Origin of the sequence: Flavobacterium crocinum (assembly GCF_003122385.1) — a bacterium.
Taxonomy (GTDB): Bacteria; Bacteroidota; Bacteroidia; order Flavobacteriales; family Flavobacteriaceae; genus Flavobacterium; species Flavobacterium crocinum.
On the sequence record NZ_CP029255.1, the window covers coordinates 2,332,186 to 2,356,311 of the forward strand.

Genomic DNA, 24,126 nt, shown 5'->3' on the forward strand with positions numbered 1-24,126 from the left:
TAATTTAAGCATTGAAAAATGAGTTATTATTTTAGTGTAAAGTATTCAGCCAAAGGCCCAAGTGCCAATGCTGGGAAGAATGATAAGGCTGCAATAATTGCGATAACAGCAAAAGTCATAATTCCGAAAATTGTCGTATCTGTTTTAAGAGTCCCGGCACTTTCAGGAATGTATTTTTTATTGGCTAACAAACCTGCAATTGCAAGCGGTCCGATAATCGGGATGAATCGGCTCAACAGTAAAACAATTCCAGTTGTGATATTCCAGAACGGATTATTATCTCCCAAACCTTCAAAACCAGAACCGTTGTTAGCGGCGCTTGAAGTATATTCATATAACATTTCTGAGAATCCGTGATTTCCTGGATTGTTTAACCAGCCTGTTGCATTTCCGCTAAACCAATAACCCATTGCAGTATCATGTGCGGCAAAGTAAGAAGCTAAAGCAGTTCCGGCCAAAATCAATAAAGGATGAATGATGGCAATAAAAGCAGCAATTTTTACTTCCCGGGCTTCGATTTTCTTTCCTAAAAATTCAGGAGTTCGACCAACCATTAAACCAGAGATAAATACGGCCAGAATAATAAAGATGTAAAAGTTGAGGTAACCGACACCGCATCCGCCATAAAAGGCATTGACCATCATAGCTAATAATTGCATAGCACCAGAAACCGGCATTGAACTATCATGCATACTGTTTACAGAACCTGTAGAAATCACTGTAGTTGCAATACTCCAGAAACCTGAAACGGCTGGGCCAAACCGAACTTCTTTTCCTTCCATTGCCCCGGTTAATTGTGAAACTCCCATTTTTTCAATAGCAGGGTTTCCATTCATTTCGGAAGACATTGTCGGAATTACCAAGAGTAGGAATCCAACGGTCATTACACCAAAAATTACATAGGATAATTTCTGTTTATTTAGGAAAAAACCAAGTGCAAAAATCATTGCAAACGGAACAATTAATTGTGCCCAAAGTTCAACAGCATTGGTAAAATAAGTTGGGTTCTCTAATGGATGTGCTGAGTTGGCTCCAAAAAATCCGCCTCCGTTTGTACCTATATGTTTAATAGCTATAAAAGCTGCTGCTGGTCCTCTTGATACTTCAACTTGATCGCCTTGTAAAGTGGTAATCGCATCTTTTCCTTCAAAAGTCATAGGAGTTCCGCTAAAAACTAATGCAATTGCTACAATCGTAGAAAGAGGAAGTAAGATACGAGTACAGCTCTTAACTAAATTAGTATAAAAATTTCCTAGTTTATTTGTAGTTCTTTCGCGCATTGCGGTAAAAACCATCACGGCAGCAGCGATTCCGACACCAGCCGAAACGAATTGAAGAAACATTAAAACCATTTGCGATAAGTACGAAACGCCGCTTTCGCCTGAATAATGTTGTAAATCGCAATTGACTAAAAATGAAATGGCAGTATTAAAAGCCAAATCGGGAGTCATTGATGGATTGTTATCTGGATTTAAAGGTAAAGAACTCTGAAAAAGCAAAACAAAAAAGCAGAGAAAGAACCAAAGCATATTGATACTTAAAAGTGCTTTTAAATGCTGTTTCCAGTTCATTTCTTCAGCAGGATTGATTCCGCTGATTTTAAAAATAAATTTTTCAATTGGATTGAAAATCGGGTCAAGAAGTGTTTTATTTCCCAAGAAAACTTTAGCAATATATTTTCCTAACGGAATGGCTAAAATGACAGTGAGGATAAAAATACCTATGACGCCTATTAATTCTGTATTCATAATTTTGAGATTATTTTTTTAAGATGTGAATGAGATTGAAAATTGAAACAGTAAGAGAAGAAACGCTTAACTTATAACTCTTAACTTTCTCAAATCAGAATTTTTCAGGTTTGATTAATACGTAAATCAAATACACGAAAACGGCGATTGAAATAATAAATAGTGCAGTCATGATTTAGATTTTTTCAAAGAATTCAACTGACAGAAAACAAATCGCAAACAGTAAAACTGCCAAAGCGAGAAGAAGAATGGTAATCATAATTATTTTAGATTTTAGAATGTAGATTTTAGATTAAACACCAGAGGTATTAACCTGTTTGATATATTCTGCTTTAAGTGTTTGTGGAAAAAGATGCGAGATATTGCAGTGACGCATTTCCATAAAAGATGAAACCGAGAAAACGTACACATTCGAAATGGCGTTTTTAGTTTCAATGCTTCCGGTGATAAATAACCGTTCAGCAAGGGCTAAACATTTTTTAGCCCGAACGATATTACCGCAGATAATTGATTTTTTAGTAATCTCAGCAAACCGTTCAGCTTGTTTATAGATTGAGGTAACTTGATTTTTCATGAGAAGGATTTTTTAATGTTCTTTCCCCCTTTATGCCAAAAGATGTTCCGAAAAAGTCAAGCTGTGTCTAAAGTGTTGTGAATAAAAGGAATGTAGTTTTGTGCCAAAAATTAGCCATAAAAAAAGCCTATCAAAATGATAAGCTTTTATTGAAATGATAAGGTTGTTACGTTTCCTGCAAGATTTCCAAAACCTTGTAGGTATTTTGTGTTATAGAGGAATTGAAATTTAAACCTACAAGGTTTTGGAAACCTTGCAGGAGATCACAAGTTATATTCCTCAATTTTTCGATACAAAGTCGCAATTCCAATTTCCAGTAATCTAGCTGTTTCCGCTTTATTGCCTTTCGTATAATTTAAAACCTTTTGAATATGTAGTTTCTCAACACTCTGCATCGAAAAAGCCGACATTGGTTTCGAATTATTTTCAGCCTGATGTTGCATTTCGTAAGGCAGAACATCTGAAGTCAAAATGTCGCCATTACTCAAAATAACAGATCTTTCGATGACATTTTTAAGTTCGCGGATATTTCCCGGCCAGGAATAATTTTCAAGTTTCTGAAGAAAATCATCACCAATCTGCAAGGCTTTTTTATTTGTTTTTTCTGAAAATTGTTTAACGTAATAATTCGCCAAAAGCGGAATATCTTTAACTCGTTCTCGTAAAGAAGGCAATTTAATTTCGAAGATATTCAAACGGAAATACAAATCAGAACGGAAACGATGTTCGTCGCTTTCTGTTTTTAAATCACGATTTGTAGCGGCAATTAATCTGAAATTTGATTTTTTTGGAGTCGTGTCTCCAACGGGAATATATTCGGAAGTTTCTAAAACACGCAATAATTTTGCCTGAAGATCAATTGGCATTTCGCCAATTTCATCCAGAAACAAAGTTCCGCCGTTCGCTTCTTCAATAAAACCTTTTTTGTCTTTTAAAGCTCCTGTAAAAGCTCCTTGTTTATGACCGAAAAGTTCGCTCTCTAAAATTTCCTTGCTGAATGTACTACAGTTTAAAGCCACAAAAGATTTCCCGACACGATTACTGTTTTCATGAATGGCTTGTGCAAAAACTTCTTTTCCGGTTCCGGTTTCGCCAGTCAATAAAACAGTCGAATCGGTTTTGGCCACTTTTTGCGCCAAATCAATAACTTGTTCGATTCCTTTTGATTTTCCAATAATAGTCGAAAAAGAGTATTTATCATTAATTCGTTTTTCTAACTGCTGTACTTTTTTCTGCAATTGTACTTTTTCGACAGCTTTATAAAGAAGCGGAATAATTTTATCGTTATCATCGCCTTTTACAATATAATCGAAAGCGCCGTTTTTCATGGCCTGAACACCATCCGGAATATTTCCGAAAGCCGTCAGCAGAATTACTTCTGTTAAAGGAAAACTGTTTTTTATGTTTTGAAGAAAATCGACACCGTTTCCATCAGGCAGTTTTACATCACACAAAACCACATCAATTTCGGTTTGTTCCAGTTTTTTGAAACCCGATTTTAAATCTTTTGCTTCAAAAATTTCAAATCCTTCCGATTTTATAATTCGCGCCAATAGACTTCTCAGTTTTTCTTCGTCGTCTATAATTAAAATTTTGTGTGTCATTTGCAGATAAGCTAAAACCGAATGAGTTTTTGATGTACAAATTTAGCTTTAAATCGATTTCCTTTTTGGATTCAGCGGAAATTCTTGCGAAAATTCAATTTTCAGAATCGTTCCGTTATCATTTTCCATCATTAATTTTCCATCAATATCATCACTTAATCCTCTTATTAAACTCATTCCGAAAGAGTTTGCTTTTTTATCGTTGAGGTTTGGATCAAAGCCAATGCCGTTATCAGAAATTGTCAAAACATATTGTTTTTCATCTTTCGCTTCAAGCGTAATATAAATCATTCCGGTTCGATCATCTGGAAAGGCATATTTGATAGAGTTTGTAATCGCTTCATTCAAAATCAATCCAAGCGGAACAGCCTGCGCCACATCTAATTCTAAAGGATCAATTTTTACTTCAAAACGAATTCGCTGTCCAAGCGAAAAAGATTCACGTAAATATTCGACTAATTCTTTAATATAATTCGGCATATTAATAGTCGAAATATTCTCAGAATTATACAATTTCTGATGAATCAAAGACATTGAATGAATTCGGTGCTGACTGTTTTTAATTGCCGACAAAGCCATATCATTTTCCAGATAAGCCGATTGTGAGTTAAGAAGACTAATTACCGTCTGCAGATTATTTTTTACACGATGATGAATTTCTTTCAACAGCCATTCTTTTTCGTCCAGTAAATGTCTTAATTCTGAATTGGCCTTGCTGATTTCTTTTTCTTTTATTTCTAATTTGACATTGTTTCGCTGTTTCAAACGATAACGATTGTACAATAATCCAACAGTAGCCAGAAGTAAAACCAAACTCCAGATCGAAACGCTATTCAGCATTTTTGATTTCTTTAAAGCAACTCCTTTTAAATTAGATTCCTGATTTAATAACTTGATTTCGTGTTCTTGATTTTGTGTTTCGTACTGAATTTTTAATTCTTCAATTTGTTTGTTTTTCGAAATACTATAAAGAGAATCACTTAACTTTTTAAATATCTTATAATTAGAAAGAGCTGAACGAAAATCGCCTTTTAAAGAATCAATTCGATACAAGGCCGTCATCAAAGTTTGCGAGTTGTAACTTTTGTCATATTTATTAGAAAGCCCTATAACTTTATTAGAATAGTAGGTAGCTTTTTCAAGATTTTTTCTACCGGCATAGAAAGCGGCAATAGCAGAATAGCAATTGGCAACATCCCTAAAAGTCTCGGGAGAATCTAATTTGGAAGCGTAAGAATCCATTTCTAGGAAATATTTTTCGGCTTTAGCATAATCTTTTAATTCCCAATTGCAGTTTCCGAGTGCAAAAGCAACCAGCATTTGATCAAAAGTATTTTTAGGTGGATACGTTTTAATAATCGAATTGATATAAGTAATAGCTTCTTTATTTTGCCCACGAATAGATAGCGAAGCAGCAGAAGTTATAAAACTTTTATACCAGCTTCCGCTGTTTACAATATTGTCTTTGCCATATTCAATGCTTTTCTGAGCCAGTTTCATCGCATCATCAAAATGTCCAGTACCCAGATATACCATTGCTAAACGCATATAAAAGATATCTGCAAAAGTATAATCTTTTGTGTCTTCTATTCTTTGAACGCTTTTTTGAGCGTAGTAAAGAGAACTTTTTAAATTGAACTGATTCGCTTCAATATAAGAGATAGTGGTTTCTGCATATTGTTGGTGTTCAAAACCTATTTTTCGTAAATCAATTAAATTTTGATATAGTCTTTTTTTGGCTTCATTTATTTTACCTCCCCAAAAATAGATAGTAGTAATCTTCATATAATTTTCAATCCTTTTTTCTTCTAGTTTTAAGGATGCATATAGTGAAATAACTTCCTGAAGTATTTTTTCTTTTTCAGGATCCAGATTAAATAACAGCGTTCCGTAAGCATCAAGAGCTTCTGCAAGAGCTTTTTTATCATTCTGTTTTCTGCATTCAGCTATGACTTGTAAAAATACTTTTTTGCCTTCCGGTTGGTTGTTGGCCTGAAAATAATATTTTCCTAAAAGAATTAAACTCTGCTGTTGCCATCTTTTATTTTTGAGCTGTTTGCTTGTGCGAACGGCATCAACAATATAGTTTTTTGCATTCTGAAGATCTTCGGGTTTGGTGCCTGGTTTAAAAAGATAGAAGTTTCCTAATTGAAGTAATAATAAGATTCGATTTTCATTTATTGCTTTTGGGAGCAGTTTTTTGACAGAATTAATGTCTTCTTTTTCAATTAAATCTTTTCCAATAAAATAGAAACCATTGTTAAAACCTTCATCGTATGCCAAAGAAAGGGGAAACTTGTATGCTTTACAAGCTAAAACTACAGAACTGTCTACATCAATAGCACCTTGGTTGGCATTAAACAAATACATAGAGCAAGCTTGTATGAGTAATCTTTTTTTAGGAAGATCATATTTGGCAACTGCCGGAGATAATTGTCCAAATGAAATATAACTTATAAGCAAAATCAAACAAGAAATGATTCGTTTCATAACAGGTTAAAAATTAGTTTTTGGATTGTTTTTGGTACACAAATATAGAAAGAAAGAGGTTTGGCTTTTTAAAAAAATATCAGGAAAATTCACATTAAATATGATTTTTTTATACAAATTTTTCAAAACACTGAATTTACTGGCGTTATTTAACTAATTTTATGTCAAGTAATTATAAAGTTATAACATTACAAATACTACATTTATGAGTACGGTTTCTGAGAGAAGCTCCCAATCTGATGATAATGATTTTCAAAAGCAGATTTTAATCGTTGAAGATCAGTTTATTGAAGCGCATGATCTGCAGTTAATTTTAGAAAAAGCAAATTATAAAGTCATTGGAATTGCACGTTCTGTTGATCAGGCTTTGGAAGTAATTCAGACCCAGAAACCAGATTTGGTATTTGTTGATATTATGCTGAAAGGAAGCCAAACCGGAATTGATCTTGCTCATATTTTAAAAGAAAAAAACATTGGTTTTATTTTTGTCTCGGCCAATTCGAGTAAAAGAATTTTAGATCAGGCGAAGACAACTCATCCATACGGATTTATCGTAAAACCGTTTCGGGAACAAGATATTTTAACAACATTAGAAATTGCTTTTTATAGACAAAAATACAGTCTGGAATCGCAGTTGATGCAACAATTGGATTTGAAAAATGAGGTAACAGAGTTGATCAATTCCAATCTGAAACTCGAAGATGCTTTGCTGTCTTTCGCCAAAATCATTCAGACTTTTATTTCTTTTGATTATCTGGAAGCTGGATTTGTAAATGCAGAACAATATTCGAACCTCGGAATCATCCGAAAAAATATCAATCAATATCAAATTATCAATGTAGAAAAGCTTTCGCAGATTGCCGAAATATCCATTCGGGAATTGAACGAAACCTATATCAAATCTCAAATTGATATTAAACCAATTATTTACAGTGAAGAATCTCTGATAAATAATTTTCAGGCTGCGCCGATAAAAGGAATTATTTCGCATAATTTCGGAATTAAATCGTATTTGGTTTTCCCACTTTCTATTGCTGTTTCGCAGCGTTTTTGTTTTACTTTTTACAGCCGTAATTTTAATGTGTATTCAGATGAAAATCTAAAATTACTATCGAATCTTGAAAATACTTTTTCTCAGTTTATTTCCCGTTTTTATCTGACTGAGCCAATAATTCGTACTGAACCTAAAGAGATTCCTGCAAAAAAAGAAAAACCGGAAAATATAAAATCAGGTTTTGAAGGCATCATTGGAAACAGTTCGCAAATGGTAACGGTTTTTAATTACATCAAAAAAGTGGCACCATCGGATACTTCTGTTTTGATTTTAGGCGAAAACGGAACAGGAAAAGAAAAAATTGCCAAAAGCATTCACGATTTATCCCCAAGAAAAGATAAACCGCTTATTATAATAAACTGTGGAGCGATTCCTGAAAATCTGGCTGAATCTTTACTTTTTGGACATGAAAAAGGCGCGTTTACAGGAGCAACCGAAAAAAGAATCGGGAAATTTGAATTGGCAAACGGCGGAACAATTTTCTTAGATGAAATAGGAGAGATGCCTCTGGAACTCCAGGTAAAATTATTGCGTGTACTTCAGGAAAGAGAAATTGAACGTGTCGGCGGATTAATGCCAATAAAAATTGATGTCCGAATTATCGCGGCAACCAATAAAAATCTGGAAGAAGAAGTCGCAGCAGGACGCTTTAGAATGGATTTGTATTATCGTTTACATGTTTTTCCAATAATGGTTCCGTCCTTAAAAAAGAGAAAAGAAGATATTCCCGAACTGACAGACCATTTCATAAATATATACAGCGAAAGAATGAACCGAAAAGCTCCTGTACTTTCAGAAAATGCGTTACAGCAGATTATGAATTACGACTGGCCGGGAAATATCAGAGAGCTGGAGCATCTTATTCAAAGAACAATTTTACTTACGGAAGGCAATACGATTAAAAATATAGAGTTTTCGCCTTCATCCAAAATACACGCACAGCAAAACACCGATTCATTTTCAATCAAAACAATCATGGAAAATGAACGTGACTACATATTATATATACTCAAAAAATGTAATGGAAAAATCTCAGGTGCTGGCGGAGCAGCCGAAATTCTGGATATTCATCCTTCGACTTTAAATTCAAAAATCAAGAAACTCGAAATTAAGAGAGAAATTAGTTAATTTGTTTTTAGTGTAAACAGTAAAATAATTTAAACACATAGAAACATAGCTTTTGTTACTGCTGAAAGGCATTTCACTTTTAATAAAACACATAGCTATGTGTTAGAAACTAGTTTCTTTTAGTTATCTTTTCACTGTAAAGAAATATCTATGTTTCTATGTGTTTAAAGAATAATCAACTAACTTTTTCAATCCATTTTGCAATACATGTTGCAACTTCCTGCCATTCAGGCTGTAGAATTACAAAATGATTTTTGTTTTTAAATTCCTTATAACAAGTTATAGAATGCACATTTCTATGTTTTTTGAAATTCCACAAGACGAGTTTTGGAGGAATTATTTCGTCTTTTGAACAGGATATAAAAAAGAGCGGAACATGTTTTTTCCTGAAATTGATTTGAGCATTTTTTGAGAATAGATTTCGAAGCGCTTTTTTAGATTCCGGAATAATTAATTTCTCGTATTCTTTTTTCTGTTCTTCGACAGATACATTTGTAAAGAAGTTATTCTGCCAGTCTTTATAAGTTAGAATCAATGTTTTTTTAGAAGAGAAAATCTTCCAAGTATAACCTAAAATAGTTTTATAAAACGAAAATTTGAAAATTGTAAAACCTTTTGGAGGAAAAGAATTGATGCATATTCCAGCTTCGGCCAAATCTTTCTGAAGCAGCAATTGTACTAAAAGTCCGCCATAAGAATGTCCTATTAAAATGGGTTTTTCAGGAAGTTTTTCAATGATTTCGGTATAATAACACAAAAGATCAAATAAAGTAATCGATCCAATTTTTGTACACGGATTCTGTTTTTTTAAATTCTCTACCGAATCATTTTTATGAAGCCAGGGCGGAGCGACCACTCTGTATCCTTTGTTTTCAAAAAAAGCAAGCCATGCTTTCCAATAAAAATGACTCACAAAAGCTCCCGAAATAAACACAATTGTTTTTGTATTAGAAAGATACATAGCAGGATTTTTAAGGTTATATTTTAAAATACAATCTATATGCCTGTTTAAGAAAACCTTATTATTACTGAGCTGATGAGGTTTCGACTCAATTGCGATTATTATATTTCGTTAAATACTTTTTTAGATATTGAAATATCATTTTTTTAGAATGTTCACAATCGAAAATTAGACGCGGATGAGACGAATTGGCTTTGCGAAAACGTGGATAAAAACGGATTTTTCATTCGTATCTTAAAAAAAATCCGTGTAAATCCGTGTCTTTGCGATAGCAAATCCGCTTCATCCGCGTGCGATTCTACAGCATTTAGTAGTTTGTTTTTAAAGAAAATGTACCTTTAAAAAATCTAACTAACCTAAAAAATGAAAATATCACATTTCAGAATACAAACACTTTTATTCATTTTGATTCTTTTACTTCAATGTTCTTTCAATACCGTTTATTCACAAAATATTTCCTTTAAAATAAAACTAAAATCAGAAAGCAAATTCGATTTAAAAGCTTCACCATTAAAATTCAACAAACATTTTGCTTACTGTTTTACGTTAGATGACGGTTATCGTTCCGCTTATTTAACCGCTTTTCCATTATTAAATGGTGGGAAAATAAGTAATCCCGATAAAAACGAATGGAAAGTCGATCAGGGCGGAGACGGAACAACTTCAGAAGGGCTTTTTTATTCTGACGGATTCGGAAATAAAATTCCGTTTAAACTGGCTTTAGCAATCAATGGCGCATCTATTCATGATTCTCCGGAAAAGCGTGGAAATCTTTCATGGTCTGAAATCAAAGAAATGTACAACGCAGGATGGGATATTTTGAATCATAGTTTTCATCATGCGACCAAACACGGAACAAATTATAAAACGGAAGTAACAGAAAATACAACTTCAATTAAACAAAATCTAGATTTTACGATGTCGCATTTTGTAGTTCCTGGCGGAGAAGGCGATCCTGATTATCATTTAGAATATGAAAAAGAAGCTTTGGCTAACGGATTTCTGTCTGTTGCTTCTTATAAAGGTAGAGGTCCGGTTTATAAGGTAAATTCAAAAGTTGATTTAGATAAAATGATTTCAGCCAGAACTTTTGTCTTGAGTTCAAAAGATACAACTAGTTTTAAAACAATGGATCGTTATTTAAAAACTATAGATTCAATTGTAAAACAGCCAGAACCAGTTTGGTTTAATGATTTCACCCACGGAACAGGAAATGGAAATCTTTGGAACTTAAGCATGCGTTTTCCCGATTTCAAATATTATATGACAACCCTTGCCAACAAATATGGTACAAAAGGAAACGATTCCATCTGGATGGCGCCGTGGCAGGAAGTTTACGAATACATTTGGTTAAGAGATCGCATCAAAATTGAATACAAACAAAGTAAAAAAGAAGTAGAAGTAACGATTATACTTCCCGAAATTCCAGAAGTGTTTCGACATAAAGACATTTCATTAAACATAGAAACACCATCCAAATTTGAAATCGAATCACCTAAAGATTTGAATATAAAAGAGGATGGAAGAACAAGTCACAAGCAGATTTTGATTCAGTTGAAATAAAAAGTTTAGCCACAGATTAAAAGGATTAAAATGATTTTTTGGCTTTCGCAAAAGATCATCGCAAAGATTTATATCTCAAAATAGATAATCTTTCTAATCCTTTTAATCTGTGGCTAAAAAAATAATTCGCGGAAATTCGTGGAATTGCTTCGCCTGTTTGCTATCGCTCGGGTCGTTGCAAAAAAAAATCAATCAATCTCCTTCTCGTTGTCCTTTATAAAAGTATCGATATTCATTAAATACGGATCAATCACAATTCGCTGCGGTTTTGTTTTCAGTTTAATTTTTCCTTCAATTTTATTGTTTTTTACATTGAAAGGATAACGAAAAAGTTTATCATTTTCATCATAAATTCCAATATCTAAAGTTGGATCATTTGTTATTAAAGTACGTTTTCCAGTAGCATTTTCTCTGAATTTTTCTGAAACAGCTTTAAAAGAAACTTCATAAAAACTATTTTTTCTCTGACTTTCAACCGAATTTATTTTTGACGAATACGTAATAATCTGCTTAAACATTTCATCCAGTTTTGGATAAAGTTTAGTATCAGCTACAGCATAAATTTCCTTTAATAAACTTTCAGCATCAGGAATCGGATTTGGATATTTAGAATGATTTAGAAAATTTCGCAAAGCCAGATTCACTTTTTCTTCCCCAATTAGAATTCTCAACTGATGCATAACCAGCATTCCTTTATCATACGGTAAATGCGGAGTTTCATAATTTGTTTTATACAAAGGCGTTTCAGGCTCGTAACTGCGGCTGCTCAAATATAAATCGAGATGAATTTTTAAAGTTTCCAAAGCTTTTTCTAAACCATGTTCTTTTTCATAAAGCATAAGTTCTGTGTATTGCGCAAGAGTCTCAGTCAAAATCCAGCTTCCTTCTTTTTGTTCCGGACTGATCTGCGCATTTCCCCACCATTCGTGCGACAATTCATGAGCTGTTAATTGATTAATTACATCTTCTTTGTCCTTGTTGTTGAGGTTGCTGTAAAATCCGAAATTCTCTTTCATATAAACCGTAGACGGATAAGAAGTCGCGGCAAATCCATCAGCGAAAGCGGAAACTTCGGCATAACGAATAGTTTTATACGGATATTTCCCAAAATTACTTTGACAGTAATCCAGCGTATTTTTTACGTCCTGAATTAGTTTTTCAATATTTCTGTAATGCCTTTTATCATAATAAACCTCAATAGAAATGCCTTTGTAATTCGTTTTTTTGATTTCATATTCGGCAGAAGAAAAAGCAAATCGGAACGGAATTTTACCATTTGATTGATAATGAAAATAATTACGCCCGTCTTTTTTCCACTTTCTAATTAAATTCCCAACGCCAATTACGGTTTGATTTCCAGAAGTCGAAACCACAGCATCGTAATCAATAAAATCATTTGCAACATTGGATTTCTCTTCAAGTTTTTTCAATGGAGTCTGAGGTTTCAAATGCCTTTTCGAACGCTCTTTTTCACTGCTAATTTCATTAGAATCCTGATAACCGAAAAGAGGAAAATAACGACTTATTCGCATAAAAGATCCATTTTCGATTATAGAATTAAAAGCAGTATGTCCTTTAAAAGGAGACCACGAAGATTCAAAAGTGAAACTCATTTTCATTTTCTGTTGAGGTTCTAAAGGTTTCTCCAATCGATACCAATAATGATGAAATTTGGAAACGTCGTCTAAGTTTTTTGCATTCGGAATTTCAACAGAAACAAGTTTAGCATTTCGATCTATATATAGGAGTAAACTATCAATAGGTTTTTCGGCGTTATTGATTAATTCATAACTGCCTTTTACTGCATAACGGTTTTCTTCAGGAAATAAATCGACTTTACTTTTTACAGCAATAATCGTTGGCTGAGCCAGATTCGTATATTTTTTAAACTGATGTTCGTATTGTTCGCTCCAATTATTCTGATCGTCTACGGTCAAATATGGATATTCAATATTAGTCTTATAAAAAAGATAACTTCCAAAACCAATAAAAAGAAGAATTCCCAAACCAAAAGTTGTTTTTTGAATTGTATTGAATGAATTTCTGCGAAAGGTTTTTACAATTGATGCATTTCGTTTCCATAAAATACCGGTCAAAGTCAAAAGAATTAAAGCCAATCCAAAATTGTAAAACATCGAAATATGAAAAGGGAAAGTGTAAGCCCCGAAACCATTCAAATCAAGATATTCTCTTTTAAATGAATCTCCAAATCGTAGTAATGGATGCGAAATTCCCAGTTGTTCGCCAATTCCCGTACAAAACAAAATACAGATAAAGGCAGAAACGGCCAATCCTAAATATTTGTTTTTGACGAAAGTCTGAATCGCAATTATTAAAATCGAAATCAACAACAACGGAAATCCGAGATAATAAAACAGAGAAAGATAAAGACCAATTTCGATTGGAGCATTTGCATGAACAAGTTGAAATCCACATCCAATCAAAATACTGATGCTGATTATGAATATTGGAATGATAAAAAGTGCCGTTAATTTTACCATTAAAACAGCAAATTGAGAATAAGGAGCAGTATTTTCCAGCATTTCAAATTTTGAATTCTCACTTCGGTTGACTAATTCATTGCTGTAAAACAGAAGAATTAAAATCAGGATAAACGGAAGACGATCCATTAGAGTAGAAACTATCAAAGCTGTATCGGTAATTTTTTCCGCTAATCGGATTCCACCGTCAATTTCATCTGAAATTTCAATCATCAATAAACCCGAAAATAAAAGTACAATCAATAAAAACGGAATTCCTTTTAAAACCAGAAAAACATCCATTTTAAGATTACTCATAAAAACGGTTAAATTATGCTTGAAGGTTTTGAATTCAGTGTTTTGTGGAATTTCGGAAGAAAGGACTTTTGTTTCTTTTTGAATGACTTTTGTCGTTTTTACTTTTTTAGGTTTCGTTTTTCGGAAAGAAAATAATCGATACGAAATGAAAACCAAGAGAAATGAAATACAAATCCAAAGAATTCGGTTGAATAAAAAATTTCCCGAAAGCGAAACCATTTGAGTGTTTTTTTCAATAGAAGTCCAATATCTCGTTTGTTCTAAAAAAGCAGCCAATCCAAACGGATCAATCTTTGCTGCCCAGGACATGGCTTTCGCCGAAGACGGAGAAGCATTGGCAAATATCGGTGAATTCGAAAAAATCGAACCTGCTATATATAAGATATAAATTAATAAACCTCCAACATAGATGAAAAGTTTACTTCTGGTAAGCCAAGCCAAAGCTGTCAATATCGAAAGACACAGAAAAATATTCGGAATCACAATGACCAAATAAGGCCAGAGATAATAGAGAATTTTGAAAGGGCCAATTTCACTTTCAGAAAGCCACGACATTTGATGACCAATGATCATTCCCAGAATAAACATTCCAAACGAAACCACAGCAATACTAAAAGCTGTTATAAATTTGCTTCCCAAATAATGAAACTTTGAAACTGGAGAAGAAAAGATAATCGAATCGAATTTGGTTTCGTATTCTCTTAAAAAACTTTGCGCCGCTTGAAGCGTAATCGAAAATATCGTCATCAGCGAAATCAAACCAATCGCATACGTAAGCACATAAGGACTATTTTTGTAAGCACCCGAAAAAGAGAAATTCGCAAAAGCGCTCACAAAAAATCCTAAAACCAGATAAAGAATAAATGTGGTATAAAATGTCCAGCTTCTGGTATTGTTATGCCATTCAAATCGAATTAATTTAGAAAGCATAACTTTAATTTTTAAATTGATTTTGGGCTAAAACGTTGAAATATACATCACTTAAATCTGGTGAGATTAATTCAAAACCAGAATCAGGCTGATATTCTGAGAAAACATGAATATTAATTTTTCCTGAATTTAAATGAGAAGAAATAATATCAAAGTTCAATTTATGATCTTCTAATTCCGCTTTCTGAATTGCCTTCGTCCAGATTTGACCTTTTAATGTTTCAATTTTTTCATTGGGTTTTCCTTCGAGAATCAATTTTCCGTTAGAGATAATAGCCATTTTGGGGCACAAGTCGCGAACGTCTTCTACAATATGAGTAGATAAAACCACAATTATGCTTTCGCCAATTTCACTTAAAAGATTATTAAATCGGTTTCTTTCTTCTGGATCCAATCCAGCCGTTGGTTCATCCACAATAATAATCTTCGGATTTCCTAACAAAGCCTGAGCAATTCCAAAACGCTGACGCATTCCGCCTGAAAAGGAATGAACCGCCTTGTCTTTATGCTGTAGCAAATTCGTCTGTTGTAATGAATACAAAATCTGATCGTGTCGTTCTTTTTTATTGACTATTCCTTTTAAAATAGCCAAATGATCGAGCAAACGATAAGCAGAAACCTTTGGATAAACACCAAATTCCTGTGGCAGATAACCCAAATTTTGCCTGATAAACATTGGGTTTTCAATAATATTAATTCCGTTAAATTCAATAGAGCCAGAAGTTGGTTCCTGCAAAGCGGCAATAGTTCGCATTAAACTAGATTTTCCTGCGCCGTTTGGTCCAAGCAGGCCAAACATGCCGTTTGTAATTTCAAGTGATAAATGGTCAATCGCTTTTGTACCGTTCTCGTACGTTTTGCTGAGATTTTTGATTGATAAACTGTTCATTTTCTGATTGATTTTTGATGATTGAATAAATAATAATTTGAAAAATTCAGGCAATAGAAGTCCTGTCGGCTTCAAAAACCGATTTTTTATAAAGAAAAAATAAGATTTAAAAGAGAGCTATTCGGCTACATATTCTAAAATATCACCTGGTTGGCAGTCTAATATTTTGCAAATAGCTTCGAGCGTATCAAATCGGATTCCTTTTGCTTTTCCAGTTTTTAAAATGGATAAATTGGCGGGTGTGATATCTAGTTTCTCTGCCAATTCTTTACTCTGCATCTTACGCTTGGCAAGCATTACATCTACATTTACAATTATTGGCATAGTTATATAAATAAGTCTTGTTCGTTCTGAAGGTTTAAACCCTGTTTAAAAATGGCTGCTAAAAAGTAAGCGAAAACACCCAGCATTCCGTGCAATAGAATAAAAAGCGAAACTTCATTATCCAGCGGAACAAAAAAGAAAGCCACAAAAATTACAATACCCGGAATTAATAAATTGGATAAGTAGAAACGCCTTAAATGACAAATTCCGTTTTGCGTAAATAATTTAGGCTGAAAAAATACTTTAAAAACATTACTGCTCAATAAAAAGAAAAGTCCGTACAAACTTAATGGCGCCAGAAAATCAAATAAAATATAAGGCAGATTATAATCTCCAAGCATTAACGGGTGGGAAGTGAATGGATAGCAAACCTGAAAATACTTTCCGTTATCTTTAAAAGTCAAAAACAATCCTGTTACCAAAGTAAAAACAGAATAGAAAGCCAAAAAGAAATAAACTACAGCTAAAAATCTGGTGAAGTAAAATAGTATTCTGGATACAATATGAGTTGTCTTCATATATTTTAAAAGTTAGATTGATATTGCAAATATATAATTAATTATTGTAAAACGATAATTAATTATCAAAAAATAGTTATTTGAAAGTATAAGTTGAATATTATAATTCTCTTAACATTAGAAAACAAAAGGCATCCGAATAAATGAGTTAATTTTGCATATTAGCATTTTTTTATATGAAAAACCCAATTTCAGTCTCATTATTAGACCTCGCTATCATTACTCAGGATAGCAATGCCACAGAAACATTTCAAAAAACAAAAGACATAGCGCAATTAGCAGATACTTTAGGATATAAGCGATTTTGGCTTGCAGAACATCATAATATGGCACATGTTGCCAGTACAGCAACAGTTGTTTTAATTGGATATATAGCAAGTCAGACCAAAAATATCCGTGTAGGTTCTGGCGGAATTATGTTGCCGAATCACTCTCCTTTAGTAGTTGCCGAGCAATTTGGAACTTTAGAAACACTTTATCCAAACCGAATAGATTTAGGTTTAGGAAGAGCGCCGGGAACGGATCAGCCAACAGCCGAAGCCATTCGAAAAGACTTTTTTGAGCAGGCACAGCGATTTCCGCAAAACGTGAGCAAGCTTCAGGAATACTTTTCAAGCGAAAATGCCACTGGAAAAGTCCGTGCCTTTCCGGCGGAAGGCTTAAAAGTGCCAATATGGATTCTAGGATCAAGTATGGATAGTGCAGCTTTGGCAGCAGCTTACGGATTACCTTATGCATTTGCCGGACACTTTGCACCAAAGTTGATGATTCAGGCATTTGAATTTTACAGGGAAAATTTCCAGCCTTCTGAGTTTTTAGATAAACCCAAAACAATGTCTTGTGTAAATATAATCGCAGCAGACACTAATGAAGAAGCCGAGTTATTGTCTACTAGTTTGTATCAAATGTTTTTGAACCTAATTAGGAACGACCGCAAAGGTTTACAGCCGCCGGTTCCGTCATTAGACGATATTATGAACGAAGCAGAACGTTTCCACGTCAATCAAATGACAGCAGGAACTTTCACAGGAAACAAAGAGCAACTAATTACTGACCTGAAAAAGTTTATTGACTACGCGAGAATCGATGAATTGATGATAACAAGTCCAATATACGATCATCAGGCAAAACTAAAAAGCATTCAAATCACAAAAGAAGTAATTGATAGTTTAAACGATAGTATACATATATAGGTATACTATTATAATAAGAGCATCTCACATTTGCAACCCGCCAGATTTTCAAAACCTGTCGGGTTTGTTTTTTTATACATATATATAATGGTGTAATTCCAATTTTCGGTAGAGACGCACTGCAGTGCGTCTAATGCGTATAAAGGACATGAAAGACAGATGGGATTTGAGACCTTGTAAATTGGAATTTGGAATTTGGAATTTGGAATTTGGAATTTGGAATTTGGAATTTGGAATTTGGAGTTTCAGGATTTGGGATTTAAATTTTGAGTAGCAATTTCCCGCTATCCGCTTCAATCTTTTTGTGGTGAACCCCACCACAAAAAGGATTTCCGCTTCTATCGGGGCTAGTGGAGCCGTTTTTATAAGAAGGTTTATCTTCAAAAAGCGGCATCAAAGTTTGAAAATTCCATAAAAACAGAAATCCGAAAAGAGCAATAAGCATCAAACCAATGGATTGTCGAGGAAAAATCCTACTTATTATTAAGAAATTTTGTTTTGTAAAGTAGGGGTTATGAGTAAGTTAAGAAATAAGTCTAAAAAAGATTAAAAATAGTTCGGTAAAAAGCTTGCGAAAGCGGAAAAAGGTGCTACTTTTGCACCCGCAACAGCGAAAACGTTCACAGAAATACTGACAGGAAAGAAGGATCAAATGGGAAGAGATTTTCAAAAAAAAAGATTCGGAAAAGCTTGTGAGATTTGAAAAATGCTTTTACATTTGCACCCCGCAAATACGGGAAGTTCATTGAGGGATTGGGAGGAAAGGTTGAAAAACTGAGACGAAAAAAAAGTTTCAATTTTTTTTAAATTTTTCTTGCAGGAAACAAAAAGAATTTCTAGTTTTGCACCCGCTTTGAGAAACAAGCGAAGGAAACAAAATTACGTTCGTAGACATATTGAATTGACAGCCGTCTCGTCACAAGACGAGACAAAATAGAATAAGAGTAATAGAATCGAGAGATTCGAGACAAACCGACTGGAATAAGGCATCGACTATATAATATTAAAATATACGATGAAGAGTTTGATCCTGGCTCAGGATGAACGCTAGCGGCAGGCTTAACACATGCAAGTCGAGGGGTATATTTCTTCGGAGATAGAGACCGGCGCACGGGTGCGTAACGCGTATGCAATCTACCTTTCACAGAGGGATAGCCCAGAGAAATTTGGATTAATACCTCATGGTATTATAGGGTGGCATCACTTTATAATTAAAGTCACAACGGTGAAAGATGAGCATGCGTCCCATTAGCTAGTTGGTAAGGTAACGGCTTACCAAGGCAACGATGGGTAGGGGTCCTGAGAGGGAGATCCCCCACACTGGTACTGAGACACGGACCAGACTCCTACGGGAGGCAGCAGTGAGGAATATTGGTCAATGGGCGCAAGCCTGAACCAGCCATGCCGCGTGCAGGATGACGGTCCTATGGATTGTAAACTGCTTTTGTACGAGAAGAAACACTCCTTCGTGAAGGAGCTTGACGGTATCGTAAGAATAAGGATCGGCTAACTCCGTGCCAGCAGCCGCGGTAATACGGAGGATCCAAGCGTTATCCGGAATCATTGGGTTTAAAGGGTCCGTAGGCGGTCCTGTAAGTCAGTGGTGAAAGCCCATCGCTCAACGATGGAACGGCCATTGATACTGCAGGACTTGAATTACCAGGAAGTAACTAGAATATGTAGTGTAGCGGTGAAATGCTTAGAGATTACATGGAATACCAATTGCGAAGGCAGGTTACTACTGGTTGATTGACGCTGATGGACGAAAGCGTGGGTAGCGAACAGGATTAGATACCCTGGTAGTCCACGCCGTAAACGATGGATACTAGCTGTTGGGGGCAACTTCAGTGGCTAAGCGAAAGTGATAAGTATCCCACCTGGGGAGTACGAACGCAAGTTTGAAACTCAAAGGAATTGACGGGGGCCCGCACAAGCGGTGGAGCATGTGGTTTAATTCGATGATACGCGAGGAACCTTACCAAGGCTTAAATGCAGACTGACCGATTTGGAAACAGATCTTTCGCAAGACAGTTTACAAGGTGCTGCATGGTTGTCGTCAGCTCGTGCCGTGAGGTGTCAGGTTAAGTCCTATAACGAGCGCAACCCCTGTTGTTAGTTGCCAGCGAGTAGTGTCGGGAACTCTAACAAGACTGCCAGTGCAAACTGTGAGGAAGGTGGGGATGACGTCAAATCATCACGGCCCTTACGCCTTGGGCTACACACGTGCTACAATGGCCGGTACAGAGAGCAGCCACCTCGCGAGGGGGAGCGAATCTATAAAGCCGGTCACAGTTCGGATCGGAGTCTGCAACTCGACTCCGTGAAGCTGGAATCGCTAGTAATCGGATATCAGCCATGATCCGGTGAATACGTTCCCGGGCCTTGTACACACCGCCCGTCAAGCCATGGAAGCTGGGGGTGCCTGAAGTCGGTGACCGCAAGGAGCTGCCTAGGGTAAAACTGGTAACTAGGGCTAAGTCGTAACAAGGTAGCCGTACCGGAAGGTGCGGCTGGAACACCTCCTTTCTAGAGCCCATTTTGTTAGCCTCAGGGCACGAATGGGAAACAAGATGCCACTCTACAGGTTTGGAATTTTAGATTGTATTACTCTTGCTGTTGATTTAAAAAATGATAAACAATTAAGTAAAACAGAGTCTCGTAGCTCAGCTGGTTAGAGTACTACACTGATAATGTAGGGGTCGGCAGTTCGAGTCTGCCCGGGACTACTATTTGACTTAATTAAAAGGAAATTTTAGGGGTTGAGACCTTATGAGCAATAATTCATAACTCATAACTAATAACTCATCACTAAAGAAATGGGGGATTAGCTCAGCTGGCTAGAGCGCCTGCCTTGCACGCAGGAGGTCAACGGTTCGACTCCGTTATTCTCCACTGATTTGCTCCAAGGAGTAGATAAAAGTTCATTGACATATTGAGATAAGAAAATAATAAGAAAGTAGAAAGCGTTTTTGTTATAAGTAACAAAAACAAAAAAAAACGGTCTTGTTTTAAGTAACAAGATTGGTACAATAAGCAAAATAAGGGCGTATGGGGAATGCCTAGGCTCTCAGAGGCGAAGAAGGACGTGATAAGCTGCGAAAAGCTGCGGGGACGAGCACACATCGATCGATCCGCAGATATCCGAATGGGGCAACCCACTATGTTGAAGACATAGTACACCGATAGGTGGGCAAACCCGCTGAACTGAAACATCTAAGTAGGCGGAGGAGAAGAAAACAAAAGTGATTCCGTAAGTAGTGGCGAGCGAACGCGGATTAGCCCAAACCAATTATGTTACGGCATAGTTGGGGTTGTAGGACCACGACATTTTATGCATGCAGAACCGGAACCGGCTGGAAAGTCGGGCCACAGAGGGTGATAGCCCCGTATGGGTAATAAATGTAATGAATAGTGGTATCCTGAGTAGGGCGGGGCACGTGAAACCCTGTCTGAATTTGGCGGGACCATCCGCTAAGGCTAAATACTCCTGAGAGACCGATAGTGAACCAGTACCGTGAGGGAAAGGTGAAAAGAACCGTGAATAACGGAGTGAAATAGATCCTGAAACCATACGCCTACAAGCGGTCGGAGCCCTTAAGTGGGGTGACGGCGTGCCTTTTGCATAATGAGCCTACGAGTTAACGTTGCTGGCAAGGATAAGTGTTTAAGACATGGATCCGTAGCGAAAGCGAGTCTGAATAGGGCGCTTTAGTCAGTAGTGTTAGACGCGAAACCGTGTGATCTACCCATGGGCAGGTTGAAGCTGTGGTAACACACAGTGGAGGACCGAACCGGTTGACGTTGAAAAGTCTTCGGATGACCTGTGGGTAGGGGTGAAAGGCCAATCAAACTCGGAAATAGCTCGTACTCCCCGAAATGCATTTAGGTGCAGCGTTATTTTAGTTATATAGAGGTAGAGCTACTGATTGGATGCGGGGGCTTCACCGCCTACCAATTCCTGACAAACTCCGAATGCTATATAATGATTGATAACAGTGAGGGCTTGGGTGCTAAGGTCCAAGTCCGAGAGGGAAAGAACCCAGACCATCAGCTAAGGTCCCCAAATATATGTTAAGTTGAAAGAACGAGGTTTGTCTGCCCAGACAGCTAGGATGTTGGCTTGGAAGCAGCCATTCATTTAAAGAGTGCGTAACAGCTCACTAGTCGAGCGGACGAGCATGGATAATAATCGGGCATAAACATATTACCGAAGCTATGGATTTGCAAGCAATTGTAAGTGGTAGGGGAGCATTCCAGCAGGGTTGAAGGTGTATCGTAAGGTATTCTGGACCGGCTGGAAAAGAAAATGTAGGCATAAGTAACGATAATGCGGGCGAGAAACCCGCACACCGAAAAACTAAGGTTTCCACAGCTATGCTAATCAGCTGTGGGTTAGTCTGGTCCTAAGGCGAACCCGAAAGGGACAGTCGATGGCCAACGGGTTAATATTCCCGTACTACTTATTGCTGTGATGGGGTGACGGAGTGATGAAAGCGCCGCGAACTGACGGAATAGTTCGTTGAAGTACCTAGCTATAGGTCCTGTAGTGAAATGCGCAGGAACTGGTGAAATACGATAGTACTCGGAGTCTTCGGACAAAGAGATAGTGCGCCTAAGGGCTTCCAAGAAAAACCTCTAAACTTCAGGCAATAAGTACCAGTACCGTAAACCGACACAGGTAGTTGAGGAGAGAATCCTAAGGTGCTCGAGAGATTCATGGCTAAGGAATTAGGCAAAATAGACCTGTAACTTCGGGAGAAAGGTCGCCCTGAGCAATCAGGGCCGCAGTGAAGAGGTCCAGGCGACTGTTTATCAAAAACACAGGGCTCTGCAAAATCGTAAGATGAAGTATAGGGCCTGACACCTGCCCGGTGCTGGAAGGTTAAGAGGAGATGTTATCTTCGGAGAAGCATTGAATTGAAGCCCCAGTAAACGGCGGCCGTAACTATAACGGTCCTAAGGTAGCGAAATTCCTTGTCGGGTAAGTTCCGACCTGCACGAATGGTGTAACGATCTGGACACTGTCTCAGCCATGAGCTCGGTGAAATTGTAGTAACGGTGAAGATGCCGTTTACCCGCAGTGGGACGAAAAGACCCTGTGCACCTTTACTATAGCTTAGTATTGACCTTGGATAAATGATGTGTAGGATAGGTTGGAGACTGTGAAGCGGCGTCGCCAGGCGTTGTGGAGTCATTGTTGAAATACAACCCTTTGTTTATCTGAGGCCTAACCCCGCGTTGCGGGGGACATTGCTTGGTGGGTAGTTTGACTGGGGTGGTCGCCTCCAAAAGAGTAACGGAGGCTTCTAAAGGTTCCCTCAGTACGCTTGGTAACCGTGCGTAGAGTGCAATGGCATAAGGGAGCTTGACTGAGAGACATACAGGTCGATCAGGTACGAAAGTAGAGCATAGTGATCCGGTGGTTCCGCATGGAAGGGCCATCGCTCAAAGGATAAAAGGTACGCCGGGGATAACAGGCTGATCTCCCCCAAGAGCTCATATCGACGGGGGGGTTTGGCACCTCGATGTCGGCTCGTCACATCCTGGGGCTGGAGAAGGTCCCAAGGGTTGGGCTGTTCGCCCATTAAAGTGGCACGCGAGCTGGGTTCAGAACGTCGTGAGACAGTTCGGTCTCTATCTACTGCGGGCGTTAGAAATTTGAGTGGATCTGATTCTAGTACGAGAGGACCGAATTGGACAAACCTCTAGTGTATCTGTTGTCCCGCCAGGGGCACCGCAGAGTAGCTACGTTTGGAAGGGATAAGCGCTGAAAGCATATAAGCGCGAAACCCACCACAAGATGAGATTTCTTTTAAGGATCGTGGAAGATGACCACGTTGATAGGCTATAGATGTAAAGGCAGTAATGTCATAGTCGAGTAGTACTAATAATCCGTAAGCTTATGTACGAACTTTTCCCTCTCTGGTCCCAGACCAGGGAGGGAGGAAACTTTCTTAAACTTAATAAAACTTATTTGTTTCTTTATCTCAGTATGTTAAAATATTGTCCGCACCGCGGAAGGTTAAAGGTTATATGTTATGAGTCAAGCGTTTAAAACGAGAAACTATAAACAACAAACCAATAACCAACAACCTTAAGGTGGTTATTGCGGCGGGGCTCACCTCTTCCCATCCCGAACAGAGAAGTTAAGCCCGCCTGCGCAGATGGTACTGCAGTTTTGTGGGAGAGTATGTCGTCGCCTTTCTTTTAAGAATCCTCATCATGTTTTTGATGAGGATTTTTTGTTTTGCAGCACTTTTGCTTTTTTATAAAGAAGCCTAAAATCGTTCTTAAAGTACGATTGCGTTAGGGATGGGAGCGGCATCCTTTTGCTTTTTTCTTTAAAAAGCAA

At 36.8% G+C, this 24,126-nt stretch carries 13 protein-coding genes, 2 tRNA genes and 3 rRNA genes; 8 read left to right on the forward strand and 10 right to left on the reverse strand.

Annotated elements, in window-relative coordinates:
• Positions 1-26 precede the first annotated feature (26 nt).
• The 5 genes from kdpA to HYN56_RS10685 form a co-directional block, all read right to left on the reverse strand.
• Positions 27-1,748 carry a potassium-transporting ATPase subunit KdpA gene (kdpA, locus tag HYN56_RS10665; protein WP_109192149.1) on the reverse strand — a complete coding sequence of 574 codons (1,722 nt, stop codon included), beginning with the start codon at positions 1,746-1,748 and terminating at the stop codon, positions 27-29.
• A gap of 94 nt (positions 1,749-1,842) precedes the next feature.
• Positions 1,843-1,920 carry a K(+)-transporting ATPase subunit F gene (gene kdpF, locus HYN56_RS10670; protein WP_073099479.1) on the reverse strand — a complete coding sequence of 26 codons (78 nt, stop codon included), beginning with the start codon at positions 1,918-1,920 and terminating at the stop codon, positions 1,843-1,845.
• A 120-nt stretch (positions 1,921-2,040) separates the two neighbouring features.
• Positions 2,041-2,322: a DUF7674 family protein gene (locus tag HYN56_RS10675; protein ID WP_109192150.1), complete on the reverse strand. Its 282-nt coding sequence runs from the start codon at positions 2,320-2,322 to the stop codon at positions 2,041-2,043.
• A gap of 263 nt (positions 2,323-2,585) precedes the next feature.
• On the reverse strand, positions 2,586-3,926 hold the full coding sequence (locus tag HYN56_RS10680; RefSeq protein ID WP_109192151.1) for a sigma-54-dependent transcriptional regulator: 1,341 nt from the start codon (positions 3,924-3,926) through the stop codon (positions 2,586-2,588).
• Between the two features lie 48 nt (positions 3,927-3,974).
• Entirely contained in the window at positions 3,975-6,416 is a 2,442-nt protein-coding gene (locus HYN56_RS10685; RefSeq protein WP_109192152.1) for a sensor histidine kinase, read from the reverse strand.
• Between the two features lie 205 nt (positions 6,417-6,621).
• On the opposite strand from HYN56_RS10685, the gene HYN56_RS10690 reads away from it, so the two are divergent.
• Positions 6,622-8,598, forward strand: coding sequence for a sigma 54-interacting response regulator (locus HYN56_RS10690; protein WP_109192153.1), 1,977 nt, complete (start codon positions 6,622-6,624; stop codon positions 8,596-8,598).
• A gap of 175 nt (positions 8,599-8,773) precedes the next feature.
• Here the strand turns inward: HYN56_RS10690 and HYN56_RS10695 are convergent, their stop codons facing one another.
• Positions 8,774-9,559: an alpha/beta fold hydrolase gene (locus tag HYN56_RS10695; protein WP_240622689.1), complete on the reverse strand. Its 786-nt coding sequence runs from the start codon at positions 9,557-9,559 to the stop codon at positions 8,774-8,776.
• A gap of 363 nt (positions 9,560-9,922) precedes the next feature.
• On the opposite strand from HYN56_RS10695, the gene HYN56_RS10700 reads away from it, so the two are divergent.
• A complete protein-coding gene (locus HYN56_RS10700; RefSeq protein WP_109192154.1) occupies positions 9,923-11,122 on the forward strand; it encodes a polysaccharide deacetylase family protein in 1,200 nt (399 codons plus the stop codon).
• Between the two features lie 188 nt (positions 11,123-11,310).
• On the opposite strand, the gene HYN56_RS10705 is transcribed toward HYN56_RS10700, so the two are convergent.
• The 4 genes from HYN56_RS10705 to HYN56_RS10720 form a co-directional block, all read right to left on the reverse strand.
• Positions 11,311-14,850 (reverse strand): ABC transporter permease/M1 family aminopeptidase, encoded by a 3,540-nt coding sequence (locus HYN56_RS10705; protein ID WP_109192155.1) that lies wholly within the window; start codon positions 14,848-14,850, stop codon positions 11,311-11,313.
• Between the two features lie 4 nt (positions 14,851-14,854).
• Positions 14,855-15,739: an ABC transporter ATP-binding protein gene (locus tag HYN56_RS10710; protein WP_109194777.1), complete on the reverse strand. Its 885-nt coding sequence runs from the start codon at positions 15,737-15,739 to the stop codon at positions 14,855-14,857.
• A gap of 117 nt (positions 15,740-15,856) precedes the next feature.
• Positions 15,857-16,063 (reverse strand): helix-turn-helix domain-containing protein, encoded by a 207-nt coding sequence (locus tag HYN56_RS10715; protein ID WP_012024053.1) that lies wholly within the window; start codon positions 16,061-16,063, stop codon positions 15,857-15,859.
• Between the two features lie 2 nt (positions 16,064-16,065).
• A complete protein-coding gene (locus tag HYN56_RS10720) occupies positions 16,066-16,581 on the reverse strand; it encodes a DUF2975 domain-containing protein (RefSeq protein WP_109192156.1) in 516 nt (171 codons plus the stop codon).
• Between the two features lie 176 nt (positions 16,582-16,757).
• Between HYN56_RS10720 and HYN56_RS10725 the strand changes: the two genes are divergently transcribed.
• From HYN56_RS10725 to rrf, 6 genes are all read left to right on the forward strand, one after another.
• A complete protein-coding gene (locus HYN56_RS10725; protein ID WP_109192157.1) occupies positions 16,758-17,774 on the forward strand; it encodes an LLM class flavin-dependent oxidoreductase in 1,017 nt (338 codons plus the stop codon).
• A gap of 1,012 nt (positions 17,775-18,786) precedes the next feature.
• Positions 18,787-20,300: ribosomal RNA gene (locus tag HYN56_RS10735) — 16S ribosomal RNA — on the forward strand.
• 126 nt (positions 20,301-20,426) lie between these two features.
• Positions 20,427-20,500 (forward strand) — tRNA-Ile (locus tag HYN56_RS10740).
• A gap of 92 nt (positions 20,501-20,592) precedes the next feature.
• Positions 20,593-20,666: transfer RNA gene (locus HYN56_RS10745), tRNA-Ala, on the forward strand.
• A gap of 135 nt (positions 20,667-20,801) precedes the next feature.
• Positions 20,802-23,682 (forward strand): 23S ribosomal RNA (locus HYN56_RS10750).
• 187 nt (positions 23,683-23,869) lie between these two features.
• Positions 23,870-23,979, forward strand: a 5S ribosomal RNA gene (gene rrf / locus HYN56_RS10755).
• The 16S, 23S and 5S rRNA genes sit together here with 2 tRNA genes alongside, the layout of an rRNA operon.
• Positions 23,980-24,126: the final 147 nt, after the last annotated feature.